The 21410-nt window shown below is 72.6% G+C and carries 17 protein-coding genes; 3 read left to right on the top strand and 14 right to left on the bottom strand.

The window, feature by feature from the left end; translation table 11 throughout:
• Positions 1-2 precede the first annotated feature (2 nt).
• The 4 genes from ABZX65_RS30240 to ABZX65_RS30225 all read right to left on the bottom strand — a co-directional run bounded on the left by ABZX65_RS30240 (position 3) and on the right by ABZX65_RS30225 (position 3610).
• Complete coding sequence (locus ABZX65_RS30240) at positions 3-1292, bottom strand: beta-xylosidase (RefSeq protein WP_355346995.1); 1290 nt, start codon at positions 1290-1292, stop codon at positions 3-5.
• Positions 1293-1490: 198 nt separating this feature from the next.
• Complete coding sequence (locus ABZX65_RS30235) at positions 1491-2234, bottom strand: peptidase (protein WP_355346992.1); 744 nt, start codon at positions 2232-2234, stop codon at positions 1491-1493.
• A 362-nt stretch (positions 2235-2596) separates the two neighbouring features.
• Positions 2597-3100: an ATP-binding protein gene (locus ABZX65_RS30230; protein WP_355346989.1), complete on the bottom strand. Its 504-nt coding sequence runs from the start codon at positions 3098-3100 to the stop codon at positions 2597-2599.
• A gap of 141 nt (positions 3101-3241) precedes the next feature.
• Positions 3242-3610 carry an STAS domain-containing protein gene (locus ABZX65_RS30225; RefSeq protein WP_355346986.1) on the bottom strand — a complete coding sequence of 123 codons (369 nt, stop codon included), beginning with the start codon at positions 3608-3610 and terminating at the stop codon, positions 3242-3244.
• A gap of 229 nt (positions 3611-3839) precedes the next feature.
• Between ABZX65_RS30225 and ABZX65_RS30220 the strand changes: the two genes are divergently transcribed.
• The gene (locus tag ABZX65_RS30220) at positions 3840-4691 is read left to right on the top strand and encodes an RNA polymerase sigma factor SigF (protein ID WP_355346983.1); all 852 of its coding nucleotides are present in this window, start codon (positions 3840-3842) and stop codon (positions 4689-4691) included.
• A 107-nt stretch (positions 4692-4798) separates the two neighbouring features.
• On the opposite strand, the gene hutI is transcribed toward ABZX65_RS30220, so the two are convergent.
• The 4 genes from hutI to hutU all read right to left on the bottom strand — a co-directional run bounded on the left by hutI (position 4799) and on the right by hutU (position 10509).
• Complete coding sequence (gene hutI, locus ABZX65_RS30215; protein ID WP_355346980.1) at positions 4799-6028, bottom strand: imidazolonepropionase; 1230 nt, start codon at positions 6026-6028, stop codon at positions 4799-4801.
• A gap of 128 nt (positions 6029-6156) precedes the next feature.
• On the bottom strand, positions 6157-7497 hold the full coding sequence (locus ABZX65_RS30210) for a formimidoylglutamate deiminase (protein WP_355346977.1): 1341 nt from the start codon (positions 7495-7497) through the stop codon (positions 6157-6159).
• Entirely contained in the window at positions 7488-8684 is a 1197-nt protein-coding gene (locus tag ABZX65_RS30205; protein ID WP_355346974.1) for an allantoate amidohydrolase, read from the bottom strand. The genes ABZX65_RS30210 and ABZX65_RS30205 overlap by 10 nt, the downstream gene beginning before the upstream one ends.
• A gap of 157 nt (positions 8685-8841) precedes the next feature.
• Positions 8842-10509, bottom strand: a complete 1668-nt coding sequence (gene hutU, locus ABZX65_RS30200; RefSeq protein WP_355346971.1) for a urocanate hydratase — start codon at positions 10507-10509, stop codon at positions 8842-8844.
• A 173-nt stretch (positions 10510-10682) separates the two neighbouring features.
• Between hutU and ABZX65_RS30195 the strand changes: the two genes are divergently transcribed.
• Positions 10683-12008: a diaminopimelate decarboxylase gene (locus ABZX65_RS30195; RefSeq protein WP_355346968.1), complete on the top strand. Its 1326-nt coding sequence runs from the start codon at positions 10683-10685 to the stop codon at positions 12006-12008.
• Positions 12009-12277: 269 nt separating this feature from the next.
• Here ABZX65_RS30195 and ABZX65_RS30190 read toward each other — a convergent pair whose 3' ends face one another.
• The 5 genes from ABZX65_RS30190 to ABZX65_RS30170 form a co-directional block, all read right to left on the bottom strand.
• Positions 12278-12874 (bottom strand): hypothetical protein, encoded by a 597-nt coding sequence (locus ABZX65_RS30190; RefSeq protein ID WP_355346965.1) that lies wholly within the window; start codon positions 12872-12874, stop codon positions 12278-12280.
• 260 nt (positions 12875-13134) lie between these two features.
• Entirely contained in the window at positions 13135-14001 is an 867-nt protein-coding gene (locus ABZX65_RS30185; RefSeq protein ID WP_355347034.1) for a MurR/RpiR family transcriptional regulator, read from the bottom strand.
• Between the two features lie 132 nt (positions 14002-14133).
• On the bottom strand, positions 14134-14961 hold the full coding sequence (locus ABZX65_RS30180; RefSeq protein ID WP_355347031.1) for a hypothetical protein: 828 nt from the start codon (positions 14959-14961) through the stop codon (positions 14134-14136).
• A gap of 300 nt (positions 14962-15261) precedes the next feature.
• Positions 15262-17418, bottom strand: a complete 2157-nt coding sequence (locus ABZX65_RS30175; RefSeq protein WP_355346962.1) for an MMPL family transporter — start codon at positions 17416-17418, stop codon at positions 15262-15264.
• Between the two features lie 179 nt (positions 17419-17597).
• Positions 17598-18950, bottom strand: a complete 1353-nt coding sequence (locus ABZX65_RS30170) for an AMP-binding protein (protein WP_355346959.1) — start codon at positions 18948-18950, stop codon at positions 17598-17600.
• 90 nt (positions 18951-19040) lie between these two features.
• On the opposite strand from ABZX65_RS30170, the gene ABZX65_RS30165 reads away from it, so the two are divergent.
• Positions 19041-19466: a hypothetical protein gene (locus ABZX65_RS30165; RefSeq protein WP_355346956.1), complete on the top strand. Its 426-nt coding sequence runs from the start codon at positions 19041-19043 to the stop codon at positions 19464-19466.
• A gap of 397 nt (positions 19467-19863) precedes the next feature.
• Here the strand turns inward: ABZX65_RS30165 and ABZX65_RS30160 are convergent, their stop codons facing one another.
• Positions 19864-21252 (bottom strand): cystathionine beta-synthase, encoded by a 1389-nt coding sequence (locus ABZX65_RS30160; RefSeq protein ID WP_355346953.1) that lies wholly within the window; start codon positions 21250-21252, stop codon positions 19864-19866.
• Positions 21253-21410: the final 158 nt, after the last annotated feature.

The raw sequence follows: 21410 nt of genomic DNA, 5'->3' as shown, positions 1-21410 counted from the left end.
CGTCAGGTCAGGGTCAGGGTCAAGACTCCCGAGTAGGTTCCGGCGGGGCTGAACCGCGGAATATCGAGTGAGAGAACGGCGTCGACGGTGAACTCGCCGCCGGTCGCCGCGGCGTCGGGCGCGGAGGCCAGGGTGGCTCCCGTACTGCCGACGGAACCGGCGCTGCCCGCCACGCAGTTGCCCGGGCTGCCCGTCGCGGTCGCGCAGGCGGGTGTCCAGCCGAGCTTGTCCGCGCCGATCCGCGACCCGTCCGGGCCGGTGAAGTCGCTGACCTTGCCGGTGAGCGACCAGCCGGTGGAGCCGCCGCGGAAGTCCGTGACGGTGACGGTCCTGAGCGCGCCGCTGGACGTGCCGCCCGCGCCGAAGTCGACGGGCGTCATGGTGACCGTGTCACCGGCCTGCGTCATCGACAGGGTGCCCGGGACGACCGACGCCGTGACCTTCTGCGCGCCGGGCGGTACGGGAGTGTTGTCATTGACGGTGTACGCGGCGGGTCCGGCGGCGGTCGCGGGGTCGTACGCGCCGCCCTCGTACGCCACGATCCCGGTGGTCGCGGGGTCGTTGACGGTGAGCGACGCCGTGAAGCCGCCGTAGGAGTCGGCGGTGGCCGTCGTACGGTCGGCCGTCCCGTCGGCGCCGGAGCGGCCCGCGATGGTGACGGTGGCGCCCTCGGTGAAGTGGCTGCCGGTCACCCTCACCGCCGCGCCCGGGTCGCCGGACGCCGAACTCAGCCCGATGGCACGGTTGTTGGTCGGCACCGAGCCGCTCGCCGTGACCGTCTCGGAGACCGGCGCGGGCGGATTCGTCACGGTGCAGACGGTGTCCAGCTCCAGGATGTAGCTGGTGTGGATGGTGTAGTCGCCGGGCGACAGCGTGATCGTGCCCGCCGCGGTGGCGGTGAAGCTGCCGTGCATGACCAGCGCGGGGAAGGCGCCCTTGCCGGGGATCGGCGGGTTGCTCTTGGGGCCGTCCACCGTGACGGCGCCGGTCTGCGCGCCGCCGAGCACCACGACGGCGTGCGGTGTGACCACGTCGGCGGGCAGGGCGATGTCGGTCGGGTTGCTCGCCGCGGCCCGGCTGAGCGTGTAGGTGACGTGGACGGTGTCGCCGACCTTCGGCGTCGCGTCGTCCACGGTGACGGTGGCGGTGGACGTGCCGTCGATGGGCGGCAGCCCGGCGACGGCCGGCGGGACGCAGTGCGTGGCGAAGTCGACCGGGGTGTTGGCGTGCGCCGAGGCGGCGAGCACCGTCCCGCCGCCGACGACGAGCGCCGCCGTACCGACGACCGCCACGAGCCGGCGCGCGACGGTGGCTGGTCTTCGTGGGCCTCGGCGGCCCGGCGCCCTGCGCGAATGAGCGTTCATATCGTCCCCTTGATCCGTGTTCGTGACGCGGCGTCCCATTTCCCGCGCCGACGGTGGCCATTGAGGCCGGGCGGTCAGGAGAAGTCAATGGAGAGCGCCGACCGTATGTGACGATCCGTCAGATCGTCAGACGCGGCGCCGGGTGCGGCGGGTCAGCCAGAGCGCGCCACCGGCCCCGAACAGCAGCACCGTGCCGCCGAGGGTGCCGAGGGCGACCACGCCGTCGTCGGAGCCGGTCTGCGCGAGGTTGCCGCTCGAACCTCCGCTCGTACCGCCGGAACCCGACGAGCCGCCGGAGCCCGTCGTACCGCCGGACGCGCTCGACCCGCCGGACGCGCTCGACCCGCCAGAACCGCTCGATCCGCCCGCCGCCTTGACGGTGAGGGTGAGCGACACCCCCGGCTTGGGATCGGCCGTGCAGGTCGTCGTCGTGCCCAGCGCCAGGATGGTCAGCACGCCGGGCGTGAAGGTGACCTTGCCGCTCGCCTTCGGGGTGTACGTGCCCGACAGATCGGTGATCTTGATCGGCGTGTTGGCCGGGATCGGGGCCGGGTTGGACGGTCCCGTCACCGTGAGCGAACCGCTGTCCGCGCCGCCGAGCAGGATCGTCGCGTGCGGGTTCATCGCCCCCTTGCCCAGCTCGATCGGACTGGACGAGACGCCCTTCTGGAAGGTCATCTTCAGGCGGTACGACGAGCCGCTGGGCGTGGCCGCGATGTCGATCGGCGAGACCGCGCTCTTGTCGCCGATCGGCGTCTTGCAGTGGTAGTTGACGTTCACCGTGGCCGCCTGCGCGGCTGGGGCGCCGGTCATGACGACCGCCCCCGCCGCTATCCCGGCCACCACGAAACCCGCCCTGGTCCTGCTCATCGGCCCATCTCCCTCCGCCGCCACCCGCACCGGCAGATCTGACGGCACATCAGATTTGGCGTGAGGGTACGCCGGTGAGGTCGGAGAGGGAAGAGAGGCGTCGCACCGACGGAAACCGGGCGCGCGAAGGCGGACCCGCAGGCGCGCGACGGCGCGCGTGGGCGTACGGGAGCAGGCGTGCGCGGATGAGGGCGAGCTCGGGCGTACAGACGGCGAGCGTGGGCGTACGGAAGCACGCGTGCGCGGACGGGAACGCGTCAGGGCGGGCGCGTACCGGTGCGGGCGTACGGGCGCGACCGTACGGAAAGGTCGCCCTGACCGGGAGGGGTCCGGTCGTGGCCGCCGGGCGGCGGCCGTCGCGGTTACGCCGGTGCGGCCAGTTCCGCCCAGACCGTCTTGCCCGGCCGGTCGGCCTCGCGGATCACGCCCCAGTCGAGGCAGAGCCGCTGCACGATGAACATGCCGTGGCCGCCGGGACGGCCCGCGCGGTGCGGGGTACGGGGCGACGGCTCGCCGGGGCCGCTGTCGACAACTTCGAGACGCAGCGACTTGGGGTTGCGGCGCAGCCGCAGCTCGTCGGGGCCGCCCGCGTGCAGGCAGGCGTTGGTGACCAGCTCGGAGACGACCAGCAGCACGTCCTCGGCGGCGGCTCTGCGGTCCGCGCTCGCGGCGGGCAGCCAGCCCCAGTCGCGCAGTGCCTGCCGGGTGAAGTCACGGGCGCGCGGAACAATGCCGCTCTCGCCCGACAGCGCCAGCTTCCGCACCGGTTCGTCGGGACCGGCCCGCTCGGGCGCCGACACGTCGGACTCACCCTCGCCCGAATCCGAGCCGCGGTCGTCCGCAGCGTAAGGCCGGGTGGTGCTCATCAGCGCCTCACCTCACGGATGTCCAACAGGTGTCCGTCGGTCTTCTTCCCGGTCGATCTCCGGGAACACGTCTGGGAGCCCACCAAACATCGTCCCGCAGGAAATCGCCACTCACGTCCCATGGCCCCCGTACGCACCCCGCTACTCCTGAAGCGCCTGGTCCAGCGTGGCGTGCACGGTGAAAACCGTGTCCGCCCCGGTGATCTCGAAAACGCGGGCGACCGTCGGCTGCATGGCGGCCAGATGGACGGCCCCCCCGGCGGCGTCCGCCCGCAGTCGCGCGCTCAGCAACACGTTCAGCCCCGTGGAGTCGCAGAACTCCAGGCCCGAGCAGTCGATCACCAGCCGGGTGGTGCCCGCGTCGAGAGCCGCGTCGAGCGGCTCGCTCAGCAGGTCAGCGGTGTGGTGGTCCAACTCGCCCGTGGGGGCGAAGACCGCGGATCGGCCGTGGTGTCCCACCTCGACACGCAGCCTTCCCAGGTCGGCCGTGCCGACCACATCGCGGTCCATGTGCGCTCCTCTGTGCGTCCGTGTTGACACGCCCCCCGACCCTACGCTTTTCGCAGATGGCGCGGTAGTCGGAGGTCGCGGGCCCGGCAGGAACGGTCCAGCGGACCGTACCTCACCCGTTCGAGGGAATTTGCGACCGGCCGGGGAATCGGGGTAGGGGTGGAGATACGGCACCGCTCCATCCATCGCCGCGAGTGGTCGCGAAAGGTCTCAAGAGAGGGAGGAGCACATGACACCCCGGCTGAGCCTGGATCATGCGCACGAGCAGCTCAAGGGCCTTGAGGGACTTCCCGAGATCCCGCCGTACGACCGTATAGGACCGGTCGACGCCCGCGCTCTGTCGAAGACGCTCTTCGCCCGCCTCCAGTCGCTGGAGGAGGGCACCACCGAGTACTCGTACGTCCGCAACACCCTGGTCGAACTCAATCTGGCGCTGGTGAAATTCGCCGCCTCGCGCTTCCGCACCCGCAGCGAGCCGATGGAGGACATCGTCCAGGTCGGCACGATCGGCCTGATCAAGGCGATCGACCGGTTCGAGCTGAGCCGCGGTGTGGAGTTCCCCACGTTCGCGATGCCGACGATCATCGGTGAGATCAAACGTTTCTTCCGTGACACGAGCTGGTCGGTACGGGTGCCGCGGCGGCTCCAGGAGCTGCGGCTCGACCTCGCCAAGGCGGGCGACGAGCTGGCCCAGCAACTGGACCGCTCCCCGACCGTGCGGGAGCTCGCCGAGCGCCTCGGGCTGCCCGAGCACGAGATCGTCGAGGGCATGGCGGCGAGCAACGCCTACACCGCCAGTTCGCTGGACGCCCAGCCCGCGGAGGACGACCCGGAGGGCGCGCTGGCCGACCGGATCGGCTACGAGGACCACGACCTCGAGGGCATCGAGTACGTCGAGTCCCTCAAGCCCCTGATCGCCGGGCTCACACCGCGCGACCGCACCATCTTGTCGCTCCGCTTCGTCGCCAATCTCACGCAGTCCGAGATCGGCGAGGAGCTGGGCATCTCGCAGATGCACGTGTCACGGCTGCTGTCGCGCACGCTGGCGCGGCTGCGCCGCGGACTGATGGTCGAGGACTAGGGCCTGTCCGGCGGATCACGAACGGCCCCTTCGCCCCCTGGCACGCCCGCCCGCCGCACAGGCCCTAAGCAGCCTCCCCCGGGCGCTCAGGCGCGCTCCTCGGCGCTTCAGAGGCGCTTCCCGGCCTGCCACACCGCCGCCGTCAGGGGGACTCCCGGGCGGTAGGCGAGGTGGACGTGGCTGGGGGCGTCCAGCAGGTGCAGATCGGCGCGGGCGCCCGGCGCGACCGAGCCGACGTCCGTACGGCGCAGCGCCCGGGCGCCGCCGAGGGTGGCGGCCAGGACGGCCTCGTCGGGCGTCATGCCCATGTCGCGGACCGCGAGGGCCACGCAGAAGGCCATGGAGCTGGTGAAGGACGAGCCCGGGTTGCAGTCCGTGGACAGCGCCACCGTCGCGCCCGCGTCCAGCAGCCGCCGGGCGTCCGGGTAGACGGCCCGGGTGGAGAATTCGGCGCCGGGCAACAGCGTCGCGACCGTACGCGGCGCGCTGGCGAGCGCGTCCACGTCAGCGTCCGTCAGATGCGTGCAGTGGTCGGCCGAGGCCGCGTCCAGCTCGACGGCGAGGCGCACGCCGGGGCCGTACGAGAGCTGGTTGGCGTGCACGCGCGGGATCAGTCCGCGGGCCGCGCCCGCGGTGAGGACCGCGCGGGCCTGGTCGCCGTCGAAGGCGCCCTCCTCGCAGAAGACGTCGATCCAGCGGGCGTGCGGCGCGCAGGCGTCCAGCATCTCGCCGGTCACCAGGGCGACGTACGCCGCCGGGTCGTCGGCGAACTCCGGGGCGACGACATGGGCGCCCAGGTACGTCACCTCGTCAGTGTGACCGGCCGCGATCCGCAGCGCGCGGGCCTCGTCGTGCGTGGTCAGGCCGTAGCCGGACTTGGTCTCCTGCGTCGTGGTGCCCTGCCGCAGCGCCTCCGCGAGGTAGCGGGCGACGTTCGCCGACAGTTCGTCGTCGGTGGCCGCGCGGGTGGCCGCGACCGTGGTGCGGATGCCGCCCGCGGAGTAGGGGCGGCCCGACATCCGGGCGTGGAATTCGGCGGTCCTGTCGCCCGCGAAGACCAGGTGCGCGTGGGAGTCCACGAAGCCGGGGAGCAGCGCCCGGCCCCCGGCGTCGTGGTGACTGTCAGTGGCGGGTGCTTTGCTGTGGGTACCGGTCCAGACGACGCGGTCGCCCTCGATGACGACGGCGGCGTCCTGGATCAGGCCGAGGGGGTTTTCCGGGGTGCGGAGGGAGGGATCGTTGGTGACCAGACTGCCGATGTTGGTGATGGCCGTGCTGTGCGCCGGGCCGCTCGGGGCGCTGGTCGCCGGGCTGCTGGTCGCCGGGCTGCTGGTCATCGCGCGGGGGTTCTCCTTCGGACGCGGGCACGGGGGCGGGGGCGGTGTGCCGGGGCTCGGGGACGGGCTCGGGCTCGGTGGGCGCCCCGCGAGGGGGTTCGGATTCGGGCTCGGGTTCCGGCTCGGGCTCAGCGGGTGGCCGCGATGGCCGCTGCCAGGGCGGCGGGCACGTCCTCGACGAGCTGATGCCGCCCGTCACGGACGATCTGCCGGCCGCCGACCACGGTGGACGTCACATCCGCGCCCGTGGCCGCGAATACGGCGGTCTCCGCGCCCAGCCGGGGCAGGGGTCCGGCGGTGCGGACGGAGTCCAGCGCGATCGTGGTGAAGTCCGCGGCGCAGCCCGGTTCCAGGCGGCCCGCGTCGGGTCGGCCGAGGCTCGCGTGACCGTCCTCGGTGGCGGCGCGCAGCAGTTGGGCCGCGGTCCAGTGGCCGCGGGCGCGGGTGCGCAGCCGTTCGTTCAGTTCCATGGCGCGCGCCTCCTCGAACAGGTCGATGACGGCGTGGCTGTCGCTGCCCAGGCTCAGCGGGCTGCCCGCCGCCTTGAGCCGGGGCGCCGGGCCGATGCCGTCGGCCAGGTCGCGTTCCGTCGTGGGGCACATGCAGACGGTGCTGCCCGCGCGCCCGATCAGGCCGATGTCCTCACCGGTGAGGTGCGTGGCGTGCACGGCGGTGGCGGTCGGCTTCCAGAAGCCGGAGTCCGCGAGCAGCCGGGCCGGGGTGCGGCCGTGCACCGCGACGCACGCCTCGTTCTCCGCGGGCTGCTCGGACAGGTGGATGTGCGTCGGCACGCCGTCGGTCCAGCGGGCGAAGGCCGTGTAGCCGTCGCTCGCGGAGAAGGCCCGCACCGAGTGCAGCGCGGCGCCGATCGTCGCGTGGCCGCCGCCCTTGAGCTGCGACCAGCGCTCGTACCAGCGGTCGGCGGTGCCGTCGCCGAAGCGGGTCTGCGGTCCGGCCAGCGGCGCGTAGCCGTTCCGGTTCAGGCCGCCGTGCAGGTAGACGGTGTCGAGCAGCGTGATCCGGATCCCGGCCGCGCCCGCGGCGGCGATCAGGGCCTCGCCCATGGCGTTGGGATTGTCGTACGGGGTGCCGCCCGGCTGGTGGTGCAGGTAGTGGAATTCGCCGACCGCGGTGATCCCGGCCAGCGCCATCTCGGCGTAGACGGCGCGCGCGAGGTCGAAGTACGTGTCGGGGGTGAGCTTCTGCGCGACGCCGTACATGAACTCGCGCCAGGTCCAGAAGGTCCCGGAGCCGACTTGTACGGTGCCGCGCAGGGCCCGGTGGAAGGCGTGGCTGTGGGCGTTGGCCAGGCCGGGCAGGGTCAGGCCGCGCAGGACGGTCGCCCCGGCGGGCGGCGCGTCCACGCCTGTGCTGACCTCGGTGATGCGTTCGTCCGCGACCGTGAGCGCGACGCCCGGCTCGACATGGGTGCCGAGCCAGGCGTGCTCCAGCCAGTACGTCACCTGCACGCGAGACCTTCCAGTACGTCGGCGAGTGCGGTCACACCGGCGACGCAGTCGTCCTCGGCCGCCGATTCGGCCGGGGAGTGCGAGACGCCGGTGGGGTTGCGTACGAACAGCATGGCGGTTGGAACGGTCGCGGACAGGATGCCCGCGTCGTGTCCCGCGCCGGTCGGAAGGACCGGTACGGGCGCGGCGCCGCCGAGCAGCGCGGTGAGGCGGTCGCGCAGGTCGTGGGCGAATTCCACCACCGGGGTGAAGGATTCGCGGACGACCCGCACGTCCACGCCGTCGCGGGCGCCGCGCTCGGTCGCGGCCTGCTCGATGGCGGTGACGACCTCGGCGAGGGTGGCCTCGTCCGCGGCGCGCGAGTCGAGCCAGCCCCGAACGAGTGAGGCGATGGCGTTGACGCCGTTGGGTTCCACGCTGACCTTGCCGAAGGTCGCGAGGGCGCCCGCGAGGCGGGCCTTCTTGCGGGCGGCCAGCACCGTGTTGGCGTAGGTCAGCATCGGGTCGCGGCGGTCCTCCAGGCGGGTGGTGCCCGCGTGGTTGGCCTCGCCGGTGAAGTCGAACCGCCAGCGGCCGTGCGGCCAGATCGCCGAGGCGACGCCGACCGCGTCGCCCGACAGGTCCAGGGCCCGGCCCTGTTCGATGTGGAGTTCCACGAAGGCGCCGATCCGGCCGAGGCGTTCGGCGTCGGGGCCGATCGCCTCCGGGTCCTGGCCCGCCGCCTCCATGGCCCGGGCGAGGCTCACGCCGTCCGCGTCGCGCAGTTCCCTGGCGCGCTCCGGGGTCAACTGGCCCGCGCTCAGCCGGGAACCGGCGCAGGCGACGCCGAAGCGGGCGCCTTCCTCGTCGGTGAAGTTGACCAGGGCCAGGGGGCGGGTGGGGGTCGCGCCGCGGGCGCGGAGTTCGTCGAGGGCGGCGAAGGAGGAGATGACGCCGAGGGGGCCGTCGAAGGGTCCGCCGTCGGGGACGGAGTCCAGGTGGGAGCCGGTGACGACGGCGTCGCCCGCCGTCGGGTCGCCCTGCCAGGCCCACTGGTTGCCGTTGCGGTCGACCTCGTAGGTCAGGGCGCGGGACTCCGCTTGGGCGCGGAACCAGGCGCGGCAGTCGGTGTCCGCCGGGGTCCAGGCGTAGCGGCGGTAGCCGCCGGTTCCGGTGTCCCGGCCGACCGGGAGGAGGTCGCGCCACATCGCGTGGAAGGACGCGCCCGCGGCGGGCTGTTTCGCCCCTGAGCCGTTCTCCCCTGGCCCGTTCTCCCCTGGCCCGCCCCTTCCCGGAACGGGGGGCTCGGCCCCTGGACCCCGCTCCTCGAACGCCGGAGGGGGTGAATTGTGCGGGGGCGCGAAGTCATTCACCGGAGGTGCCCTCCCGCATCGGGACGCGCACGCCGCGCTCGGCGGCCACCTCGTCGGCGCGGTCGTAGCCCGCGTCGACGTGGCGGATGACGCCCATGCCGGGGTCGTTGGTGAGGACGCGGCGGATCTTCTCGGCGGCGAGGGGGGTGCCGTCGGCGACGGTGACCTGGCCGGCGTGGATGCTGCGGCCGATACCGACGCCGCCGCCGTGGTGGATGGAGACCCAGGAGGCGCCGGAGGCGACGTTGACCATGGCGTTGAGCAGCGGCCAGTCGGCGATGGCGTCGGAGCCGTCGAGCATGGCCTCGGTCTCGCGGTACGGGGAGGCGACGGAACCGGCGTCGAGGTGGTCGCGGCCGATGACGACGGGGGCGGCGAGGGTGCCGTCGGCGACCATCTCGTTGAAGCGCTCGCCCGCGCGGTCGCGTTCGCCGTAGCCGAGCCAGCAGATGCGGGCGGGCAGGCCCTGGAACTGGACGCGTTCGCCCGCGAGGCGGATCCAGCGGGCCAGCGACTCGTTCTCGGGGAAGAGTTCGAGGATGGCCTTGTCGGTCTTGTGGATGTCGGACGCCTCGCCGGACAGCGCGGCCCAGCGGAAGGGGCCCTTGCCCTCGCAGAACAGCGGCCTGATGTAGGCGGGGACGAAGCCGGGGAAGGCGAAGGCCCGCTCGTACCCGGCGAGTTGGGCCTCGCCGCGGATGGAGTTGCCGTAGTCGAAGACCTCGGCGCCCGCGTCCTGGAAGCCGACCATGGCCTCGACGTGCGTGGCCATGGACTCGCGGGCCCGCTGGGTGAACTCGGCGGGCTTCTCGGCCGCGTAGGCGGCCATGTCGGAGAAGTCGATGCCGAGCGGGAGGTACGCGAGCGGGTCGTGGGCGGAGGTCTGGTCGGTGACGATGTCGATGGGGGCGCCCATGGCGAGCAGTTGGGGCACCAGTTCGGCGGCGTTGCCGAGGACGCCGATGGACAGCGGGCGGCGGGCGTCGCGGGCCTCGGTGGCCAGCCGCAGCGCGTGCTCCAGCGAGTCGGCCTTCACGTCGAGGTAGCGGTGCTCGATACGGCGCTCGATGGCGCGCGGGTCGACGTCGATACAGAGCACGACGCCGCCGTTCATGGTGACGGCCAGCGGCTGGGCGCCGCCCATCCCGCCGAGTCCGGCGGTGAGGGTGATGGTCCCGGCGAGCGAGCCGCCGAAGCGCTTGGCGGCGACGGCGGCGAAGGTCTCGTAGGTGCCCTGGAGGATGCCCTGGGTGCCGATGTAGATCCACGAGCCGGCGGTCATCTGGCCGTACATGGTCAGGCCCAGGGCTTCGAGGCGGCGGAATTCCTCCCAGTTCGCCCAGTCGCCGACGAGGTTGGAGTTGGCGATGAGGACGCGCGGCGCCCACTCGTGGGTCTGCATGACGCCGACCGGGCGGCCGGACTGGACGAGCATCGTCTCGTCCTGCTTGAGGCCGCGCAGGGTGCGGACCATGGCGTCGAAGGAGTTCCAGTCGCGGGCGGCCTTGCCGGTGCCGCCGTAGACGACGAGCTTGTCGGGGTGCTCGGCGACCTCCGGGTCGAGGTTGTTCTGCAACATGCGCAGCGCGGCTTCCTGCTGCCAGCCCAGCGCGCTCAGTTCCGTACCGCGCGGTGCGCGTACCGGCCTCGGTCCCGTCATCGGTGCGGCCTCCTCGTCGTCGGCGCACCCGGTGTGGGTGCATCCATTCACATCCTGACTAGCTGAATAGCTCTAGTCAACAAGGTGCGGTCGCGCGGCCCCGGTGGGATCGGCGCGACCACTCCTTGAGCCGGGTTGGCGGGCGCGGGCGGGGAGGTGGTGGGATGGATGTCATGACGGATGAACTGGGAATACGACGGGGGCACGCGCTGCGTGCCGCGGTGGAGCAGGGACTGGTCGGCGAGGCGGAGCCGGTCGTCGGTCTGCTGGACGTCACCGGCATCGAACGCTCGGCGACGGCGCTGCACGCCGCCTTCGCGACGCCGGGCGTGGCCGTCACCCACACCTTCGCCGTCAAGGCCGCCTCTCTCGTCCCGGTGCTCGCGCTGCTCGGCGAGTGCGGGCTCGGCGCGGAGGTCGCCAGCCCCGGCGAGCTGGCGCTGGCGCGCGCCGCGGGCATCCCGGCCGACCGGACCGTACTGGACTCCCCCGCCAAGACCGTGGCGGAGCTGCGCGAGGCGCTGGAGCTGGGCATCGCCGTCAACGCGGACAATCCGCAGGAGCTGGCCAGAATCGACGCGCTGCGCCTGGCCGGGGCGGAGTCGGCCTCCCCCGTCGGGCTGCGGGTCAACCCGCAGGTGGGCGGCGGCACGATCGGCGCGATGAGCACCGCGACGGCCACCTCGAAGTTCGGCGTGGCGCTGCGCGACCCGGGCGCGGAGGAATGGGTGCTGCGCGCGTACGCCGAGCGCCCCTGGCTCAACCGGCTGCACACCCACACCGGTTCGCAGGGTGTGCCGCTCGAACTGATGGCGGCGGGCGTGCGGGCCGCGTACGAGCTGGCCGAGCGGATCAACGCGGCGGCCGGGCGGCAGCAGGTCAGCGTGCTCGACATCGGCGGCGGCCTGCCGGTGAACTTCCGCTCCGACGACGTCGCGCCGTCCTTCGCGGACTACGCGCGCGTGCTGCGCGCCGAGGTGCCCGGCCTCTTCGACGGGCGCTACGGCATCGTCACCGAGTTCGGGCGCTCGCTGCTGGCCAAGAACGGCACGGTGCTGGCGCGGGTGGAGTACGCCAAGTCCGCGGGCGGGCGGCCGATCGCGGTGACGCACGCGGGCGCGCAGGTGGCCACCCGTACCGTCTTCGTCCCCGAGGCGTGGCCGATACGGGTGCTGGCGCTGGACGGGAAGGGCCGCGAGAAGGACGGCGAGCCGGTCGTGCAGGACGTGGCGGGGCCGTGCTGCTTCGCGGGCGACCTGGTCGCGCAGGGCCGGGCGCTGCCGCTGCTGGACGCGGGTGATTTTGTCGCGCTGCTCGACACCGGCGCGTACTACTTCTCGAACCACTTCGCGTACAACTCGCTGCCCCGGCCCGCCGTCCACGGCTACACCGCGGACAGCACGGGCTCGGTCACCTTCGCTCAGGTCAGGACCGCCCAGACCCTGGACGACCTGGTGGCGGAGAGCGGCGGCGCCCTGCCGCCCTTGCGCCGGGGCTGACGGCGACGACCGGGCGGTCGCCTTCACTTAGCGCAGGGGCAGCCCGGTGCCGGGGCCGACCGCCGTCACACGGGTCAGCACCGCCCGGCGGCAGCCACCGGGCGGTTGCCTTCGCCCAGGTCAGGACCGCCCGGTGCCGGGCCGACCGCCGTCACACGGCGGTCACCATCCCTCGGGTCAGCACCGCCCGGCGGCACCCACACGACGGTCACCATCCCTCGGGTCAGGACCGCCCGGCGGCGGCCACCCGGCGGTCGCCTTCCCTCGGCTCAGGACCGTCCGGCGCGCGGACGGGCCGGGCGCGCGGAGCGGCGGCGCGGCGCCGAGGCCGCGACGGGGTTGGCGGCGGTCACCGGGCCGCGGCGGCGACCGCCGCCGGGGGCCGCGTCGCCCGCGGCGATCCCGGTGAGCTGGTAGGCGGCGCCGTCGCCGTCCGGGCGGACCCACAGCAGGGCGTCCTGGGAACGCTCGATCCGGGCGATCCTGCGGGACTTGGCCCACAGCCCGGCGCCGATGCCGCCGAGCAGCATGCCGCCCGCGCAGGGCAGCGCGAGCGACGAGGCCGCGGCCACCACGAAGGCGGCGAGCAGCCACCACCTGCGGCGGCGCAGCCAGGCGCGGGCGGTGACCCTGCGGTCCTGGAGGAAGACGCTCTTCGCCGCCTTGGTCGCGGCGCTCGCCCGCTCGGCGTACCGGCCGCCGCGTACCGCGTAGGCGGTCACCGCGGCGACGATGAACGCCACCGCGCCCGCCATGACGCCGATCCGGCGTCCCGTCGGGCTGAAGGTCACCGCCGTGCCCGGCACGGCCGCGATCACCCCCGCCCACCACAGCCAGCACGCCGCCGCGCGCACCGTCACTGCCACCCGTGCCAATGTGTAGGCCCCGCGCACCACGTCGCGCCTCCTCCTTCGCTGCCGTCCTTCGCCACGGCATCACCCAGCAAGTGGTGGGGAGGGTACTCAGTGTTTCTCAGATTTTCGTTAAGAAGTGCGGCTTCCGGCCCGGAATCATGCGGATTCGCCGCGGGCGGGGCGACCCCGGACCCATGAGACGGCACCGGGCCCATGAGACCGGCACCGGGCCCTGAGAACGGCGCCAGGCCATCAGAACGGCGCCCGAGGCGCTACTCGGTGAAGACGCCCCGCGCCGCCGCCCGGGCGTCGAATTCCTCCAGGCGCGCCTGGGCGTCGGGGAGGGCGTCGCACATGGACTCCAGGAGGACGCGGCCGAGGAGCATGGGGGCGCAGGCGGTGTCGAAGGCGAGGCCGGTGCCGACGGCGGCGGGGAGGAGGAGGTCGGTGTGGGCGGCGACGGGGGCGAAGGCGCTGTCGGCGACGGTGACGACGGTCAGGCCGGCCGCGCGGGCGTGGGCGAGGGCGTCGACGACCTCGCGGGGGTGGCGGGGCAGCGCGAAGCACAGGAGTGCGGTGGCTCCGGCGCGCACGGCCGCGTCGAGCCGGTCGGCGAGCATCGTGCCGCCCTCGTCGAGGAGCCGCACGTCGGGGTGGACCTTGGCGGCGAAGTACGCGAAGCCGCGGGCCTGGGCGCCGGCCGCGCGCAGGCCGAGGACCGGGAGCGGCCGGGACGCGGCGAGTACGGCGCCCGCGCGGGTGGCGGGGCCGGTGTCGCCGAGCAGTTCCGCGAGGTGCCGCAGATTCTCGATCTCGGCGTGCACGGCCTGCTGGTACTCGTTGTACGCGGCCGTCTCCGGCTCCGCGGGCGCGGGCGCGACCTCGCGCAGGTGGCGGCGGAGCGCCGGGTAGCCGTCGAAGCCGAGGGCGACGGCGAAACGGGTGACCGACGGCTGGCTGACGCCCGCCAGTTCCGCCACCTCCACGCTGGACAGGTACGGCGCCTGCGCGGCCTTACGCACCAGGCAGTGCGCGATCCGCCGCTGGGTGGGCGTGAGGCGGTGCGCCTCGAAGAGTTTCAGCAGCCGGGCCGAGGCGCCGCCCGCCGCGTCCCGCGCCGCCGCGTCGCCGCCCGTCACCACGTCGCTCCCCGTCACCGCACCGGCCCTTCGCCGTCCCCGACCTTCGCCGCCCAGCCCATCGTGACCCCGTCCACCGGCTCTTATTCACTGGGACAAGACTCTGCATGACGATATGCAGTCCGGGCAAGGCTACGGTGCCTGGGCGCCCGGCAGGTCGCGGTTCTCCTCGACCCGCAGGGGGCGCTCCTCGGTTCGGTGCGGGCACTCTTCGGCCCGGAGGGGATTCTCCTCGACCCGGAGGGGGTGCTCCTCGGCGACGGAGCTGCGGATCACGCGCGAGGCCGACAGCGCGTGGCGGCGGTGGACGACGGCCAGGACGATCGCGGTGGCGATGGCGATCAGGTGCTCGCGGCCCGCCAGATTCGGCTTGATGACGGATTCCATGACCATGGAGCCGCCGGTGAAGAAGAAGACGATGGGCGCGCGCTGCGTGATCGACAGATACGTGAAGAGCCCGACGACGGCGGCCGACGGCCCGGTGTCGAGGATCGCCCCGGCGTCGGGCGGCAGCCCGAGCCCCCACCAGCCGGTGCCCATCGCGATCATGGCGCGCGCCATCAGGGTGCCGACCAGCGTCGTGGTGTACGCGATCACCAGCGTCCTGGCCCGCCCGAGTACCAGCTCGGCGAGCGCGAAGGCGAGGAAGAGCTGCGTCATGCCCGCCCACACGGGCAGGTCGAGCGCGGGGACGTACAGCGAGACCGGTGTACGCAACAGGGCCAGCGGCAGCGGCAGATCGGCGTAGACACCGCCGACCACGCGCACCACGGTCGCGCCCGCCCTGCTCTGCGCTATCCCGTGGAAGAAGATCACCCCGAGCCCGGCGAGGAACGCCAGGGACAGTCCGGGCAGCCCGCGGCGCAGCAGCTCACGCACCGGCGCGACGACGATCCCCTGCCACTCGCCGCGCACGGTCCGCCAGATCAGCCGCAGGGCTCCCCGCAGCGCCGTCCCCACCCGCTCCGCGGCGCCCCGACTCCCCTCGCGGACCTTGCCCGGCACCCGACACCGCCCCCTCTCCCGCTCCCAAACTCCGCCCACAAGCGTATAGACGCGTCTATCCGCCGGACATCCGCCCCATGCGGACCATGACGTAGGACGCCGTCAGGGTTTGCGAGGTTTACCCACCCGCGTCCTCGACCGGCACGGCGAAGGGGCCGGGCAGGCGGTGAACACCTGCCCGGCCCCTTCAGAAGCCGGAGCGAGTCGGACATAAAGGACGAACAGTGCGGACCGAGCGGACCGCACCGCGCGGGGTCAGCGGTGGCCGGACTCGTCCAGTTCGCGCTCGGGAGCGGGACCGCCGGGTGCGGCCGCGCGGGTGCGGTCGGCGTGGCCGGGCCACCAGGCCGCGTGCCCCATCAGGGCGGTGAGGCTGGGGGTGAAGAACATGGCCATGACGAAGGCGGCGACGATGATGCCGAAGGCGACGGCGAAGCCCATCTGGGTCAGGAAGGCGTTGCCGGAGAGCATCAGGGTCGCGAAGGTCGCGGCCAGGATGAATCCCGCGGCGCCGATCGTCGGACCCGCGTGCCGCAGCGCCATGCTGGCGGCCTCGCGTGGCTCGCGGCCTTCCTGCGCCTCCTCCCGCAACCGGGCGATCATGAGGATGTTGTAGTCGGTGCCGATGGCGACGACGAACAGATACATGATGATCGGCAGCAGGAAGATCAGCCCGTCGCCGCGGCCGAAGATGAGCACGGTCGCGCCGAGGGTGGCGCCGAAGCCGAGGGCGACGGACGCGATGAGGTACCAGGGCGCCACGACGCTCCGCAGCAGCAGTCCCAGGATGATCATGATGAGGATCGCGGCGACCGGGAAGACCGTCTTGTAGTCGTGGTTCACCGCCGCGTTGATGTCCTTGAAGATCGAGGACGAGCCGCCGACGAGGGCCTCGGTGCCGGGCGGGGCGTTGTCGTGCGCGACCGTGCGCACATCACCCACCGCGGCGATCGCCTTGTCGCTGGCCGACTCGTACTTCAGGGTCACCGTGAAGTTCGCGGTGGTGCCGTCCTTGTTGAGGTCGTTCTTCTGGTCGAAGGAGACGTCCGCGACGCCGTCGACCTTCTTCAGCTTGTCGGCGTACGCGGTGTAGTCGACCGAGCCCAGCGGCTTGTTCGAGGTGCTGGTGAGGAAGACCGAGGTCGGCTCCGCCGCACCGGCCGAGTACGCCTTCTGGAGGGTGTCCTGGACGACCATCGACTCCTTGGTCTTCGGGATCGACCCGGACGCCAGGTCGTAGGACGCCTTGTAGCCGAGGGTGCCGAGCGCGAGCAGCAGCATGACGAGACCGGAGACGATCGCCACCATGCCGGACCTGCGGCCGACGACCCGGCCGATGGCCGCGAAGCGCGCGTCGGAGGGCTCCTGCTGCCACTTCTTGCCGGGCCAGAACAGGGCGCGCGGCGGGATCAGCGAGCAGATCGCGGGGAAGAGCGTGAGGCCCGCGATCAGGGTGACGGCGACCAGGATGGCCAGCGCCGGGCCGAGCTGGGTGAGGAAGCCCAGGGTGGACAGCGCCAGCGCCAGGAAGGAGATGATGACCGCGCCCGCCGCCGAGGCGATGGCCTCGCCGACGCGGGTGACGCTGTTGATCATCGCTTCCTTGGGTTCGTCACCCGCCCGCAGCCGTTCGCGGTAGCGGAACATCAGGAAGAGGAAGTAGTCGGTGCCGACGCCGAGGACGACCACGATCAGCAGCGCCGAGATGGAGCTGTTGGCCTGGAGTCCGAAGATCTTGGTGGCGTCCGCGATCAGCGCGTTGGCGACGGTGAAGACGACGCCGGTCAGGATGACCAGCGGCATGATCGCGATGAGCGGCGATCTGAAGATGATCGCCAGCGTGATGATGATGATCAGCAGGGAGCCGACGAGCGCCACGGCGTCCGACGTCTTGCCCGCGTCCTGCTGGTCGAGGGCCTGGGCCGCCTGCCCGCCGACCTGCACCTTCAGATCGGTGCCCTTGGCGAGCGCCGTGGAGTCGTCACGCAGCGCCTTGGCCGCGTCGGCCTGTTTGGGCTGACCGGCCGTCTCCTTGTTCATCTGGACCAGCGCGGTCTGGTACTTGCCGTCCTTGGACGCGCTGCCCTGGACGACCTTCTGGACCTGGTCGATCTTCTTCTTGCCCAGCTCGTCGGTGATCTTGGTGATCTCCGACTTGTCGGCGTCGGTCAGCGCCGCGCCGTCCGTGCGCTGGTAGAGGACGATCGCGGCCGGGGTGAAGGCGGCGGGGAACGCCTTCTCCTGGACGTCCATCGCCTTGATCGACTCGTAACTGCTGGGCAGGAAGCTGCTCTCGTCGCTGTTGGACGGGAGACTCGGTGCGGTGGCGATGATCGCGACGGCGGCGATCAGCCACGCGACGATCGTCCATACGGGATGGCGGACGACGGTGCGTCCGATGCGGTGGAACATGCGGTGCTGCCTCCATGGCAGGGCGTATCACCGCCACCCTTTGGAGCGGGGCCCGGGTATCGGCGACCCGGGCGGCGTGTACCGGCCGCCCGGTGGTGTGCAAGGGGGTGGACTGATAGGCCAGGAGCCTACTTGCCGCCCGGCAAGCGGCAACTCCGACCCCCGTATCCGTACCTTTTTCATACGGGCGGCAGCAACTTCTTTTGCGGCTTCCCCATCGCGTTGCGCGGCAGTTCAGGCAGGAACCGGACCATTCTGGGCCGCTTGTGGACCGACAGCCGGGTGGCCACGTAGTCCGTCAGTTCGGCCGCCGTCACCCCGTCCGCGACGACGTACGCGACGATCTGCTGGCCGAGGTCCGCGTGCGGCGCGCCGACGACGGCGGCCTCCCGTACCGCCGGGTGGTCGAGCAGCGCGTTCTCCACCTCGCCCGCGCCGATCCGGTAACCGCCGGACTTGATCAGGTCGGTGGAGGCCCGGCCGACGATCCGGTGCGTGCCGTCCTCGTCCACGCTCGCGATGTCGCCGGTACGGAACCAGCCGTCGGCGGTGTACGAGGCCGCCGTCGCCTCGGGCCGCCCGAGGTAGCCGTCGAAGAGGGTGGGCCCGGTGAGCTGCAACTCGCCGACGCCGTCGGCGGATTCGGCGATCCGGGTACGGATGCCGGGCAGCGGGGTGCCGACCGCGCCGGGGCGCCGCTCCCCCGCGGCCCGCGCGCTCAGGGTGATCAGCGTCTCGGTCATGCCGTACCGCTCCACCGGGGCCTGGCCGGTGAGCGCCAGCAGGTCGCGGAAGACAGGCGCGGGCAGCGGCGCGCTGCCGGAGACCAGCAGCCGCGCCCCGGACAGCGCGCGGGCGGCGGCCTCGTCCCGCACCACCCGGTGCCAGACGGTCGGCACGCCGAAGTAGAGGCTGCCGCCCGCCGCCGCGTACGCCTGCGGGGTCGGCCGTCCGGTGTGCACCAGGCGGCTGCCGGTGCGCAGCGCGCCGAGCACGCCGAGGACCAGGCCGTGCACATGGAAGAGCGGCAGGCCGTGCACCAGGGTGTCGTCGGCGGTCCACTGCCAGGCGGCGGCCAGCGCGTCCAGGTCGGCGGCGACGGCGGCCCGTGAGATCAGTACGCCCTTGGGCGGGCCCGTGGTGCCGGAGGTGTAGAGGATCAGGGCCGGCCCCGGCGCGGGCGTCCCGGTGAAGTCGGCGCGCTCGGCGAAGTCCACCGGCAGCGTCCGGGCGCCGGAGTCGCGCAGGACGTGCTCGCGCTCGGCCGGGCCCGCGTCCGGCGCGAGCGGCACCACCGGCACCCCGGCGAGCAGCCCGCCGACCACGGCCGCCACCGTCTCCAGCGACGCCGTCGCCTCCACGACGAAGGCCCCGGTCCCGGCCGCCCGCCGCGCGACCGCGCCCGCGGCGCCCAGCAGTTCCTCGTACGAACAGGACCGGCCGTCCACGGTCAGCGCGTCCGCCCGGTCCCGGCCCTCGTACAGCGCCGTGAGCAGGGGGACGGCGGGCGGCTGCGGCACGGGGGAAGGCATACGGGAATCTCCTCGCGGACGGCTGGCCCCCGGCGCATTCGGGGGCTAACCCCAGTGTCGCCCACCCCCCGCTGTCCGTACGGTGTCCGCATGGACGCCCGCGACCCGGAACTCAACAAGGAACTCTCCGCCACCTTGCAGGCACGCAAGGATCTCGGAGCGGAGTACGAGTCGGAGCTGGTCGACTCGTTCATGGAGAAGGTGACAGAGCGCGTCGACAGCCGCGTGGAGCAGCGCGTACGGCGTGAGCTGGCGCAGCAGCAGACGTCGTACGCCCGCGCCGACCGCCGCCCGATCGGGCCCCCGCAGCCCAGCGCGCGCTTCGCCCGCTACGGCTTCGCCGGGTTCACGATGATCGCCGCCATCCCGCTGTCCGCGATCGGCGCGGTCAACGCCGGTACGGCGGGCCTGTTCATCACCTGGGCGGGCATCGTGGGCGTGAACGTCGCCCAGGGCCTGAGCAGCTTCCTGGTCCCGCGCTCGAAGCGCGACGACGACAAGGACGATTGGGCCTAGGGCCGGACAGGCCCTGGCCGGCCGGGCCCCGCGCCGAAGAACCCGCACCCGTACGGCGCGCCCTCGCGATCGGGCCGGCGAAAGAGTTAGCGCGGGAACCGCCGCACCCCCGGAACAAGGCCGGAGGGCGGGACGACGGCGGTTCCCGCGGTGGACGCGGGCTGGGTCAGGGCCGAGCACTCGCGTCCAAGGGTCACCATGGAGTCCGGGAGCCGCTCCGGAAGTCCTTGGCGCCACATTCAGTTGTGCCGACCGGCCGGTGTCCCGTGCCTTTCGACATCCCCTAATGTGCCGGACGCTTGTTAAGCCCGTGCTGCGCGGACGTGTCGCGGGTGTACCAGTTCCGCGAATCCCCGCCCGCGCCGTGGACACCCGCCGCACACGGCCCCCCGGCGGCTCAGACGCCGCTGTGCCCGGCCAGGAAGGTGAGCAGGTCCTGCCTGCTCACGACGCCGGTCGGCTTGCCCTCCACCAGCACGATCGCGGCGTCCGCGCTCTCCAGCACCGTCATCAGATCGGCGACCGGCTCGCCCGAGCCGACCTGCGGCAGCGGCGCGGACAGGTGCTTGTCCAGCGGGTCCTCCAGCGTGGCCCGCTTGGTGAACAGCGCGTGCAGCAGGTCGCGTTCCACGACGGAGCCGATCACCTCGGCGGCCATCACGTCCGGGTGCCCGGCGCCGGGCTTGACGACGGGCATCTGCGAGACGCCGTACTCGCGCAGCACCTCGATGGCCTGGCCGACCGTCTCGTCCGGGTGCATGTGGACGAGCTGCGGCAGCCCGCCGTCCTTGTGCGCGAGGACGTCGGCGATCCGCTGGTTGCCGCCGCTCTCGTCGAGGAAGCCGTGCGAGCTCATCCACTCGTCGCTGAAGATCTTGGAGAGGTAGCCGCGCCCGCTGTCCGGCAGCAGGACGACGACCACGTCGTCGGGGCCGAGCCGCTTGGCGACCTCCAGCGCGGCGACGACCGCCATCCCGCAGGAGCCGCCGACCAGCAGGCCCTCCTCCTTGGCCAGGCGGCGCGTCATCTGGAAGGAGTCCTTGTCGGAGACGGCGACGATCTCGTCGGCCACCTCACGGTCGTACGCGGTCGGCCAGAAGTCCTCGCCGACGCCCTCGACCAGGTAGGGCCGCCCGGAGCCGCCGCTGTAGACCGAACCCTCGGGGTCGGCGCCGACCACCTGGACGCGGCCTTCGCTGGCGTCCTTCAGATAGCGCCCGGTGCCGGAGATGGTGCCGCCGGTGCCGACGCCCGCGACGAAGTGGGTGATCCGCCCCTCGGTCTGCTCCCACAGCTCGGGGCCGGTGGAGTGGTAGTGCGACAGCGGGTTGTTCGGGTTGCTGTACTGGTCCGGCTTCCACGCGTTGGGCGTCTCGCGGACCAGCCGGTCGGACACGTTGTAGTACGAGTCCGGGTGGCTGGGGTCGACGGCCGTCGGGCAGACGACGACCTCGGCGCCGTACGCCCGCATGACGTTGATCTTGTCGGTGGAGACCTTGTCGGGGCAGACGAAGACGCAGTGGTAGCCCTTCTGCTGCGCGACGATGGCCAGGCCCACGCCGGTGTTGCCCGAGGTGGGCTCCACGATGGTGCCGCCGGGCTTGAGATCGCCGCTGCGTTCCGCGGCCTCGATCATGCGCAGCGCGATGCGGTCCTTCACCGAACCGCCGGGGTTGAAGTATTCGACCTTGGCCAGGACGGTCGCCTGGATCCCCTCGGTCACGCTGTTGAGCCTCACCAGCGGGGTATTGCCCACGAGGCTGATCATCGAGTCGTGAAACTGCACCGTATGTCTCCGGGTTCTCCGTGATGGTGGGGCCAAGCCTAGGGCGTGTCCGCAAGGTCTCGTCTGGCTGGCGGTACCTGGCGGGCAGGTCCAGGACGGGGGAAGCGAACCGCGGGCGAAACGTGGACGACGCGGACAGCGTTGACGTTGCTGATGGT

This window comes from Streptomyces sp. NPDC003300, assembly GCF_040610915.1.
Classification (GTDB): Bacteria; Actinomycetota; Actinomycetes; order Streptomycetales; family Streptomycetaceae; genus Actinacidiphila.
Note: the sequence above shows the minus strand (reverse complement) of the source record. Positions and strands in the feature narration are given on the sequence as shown.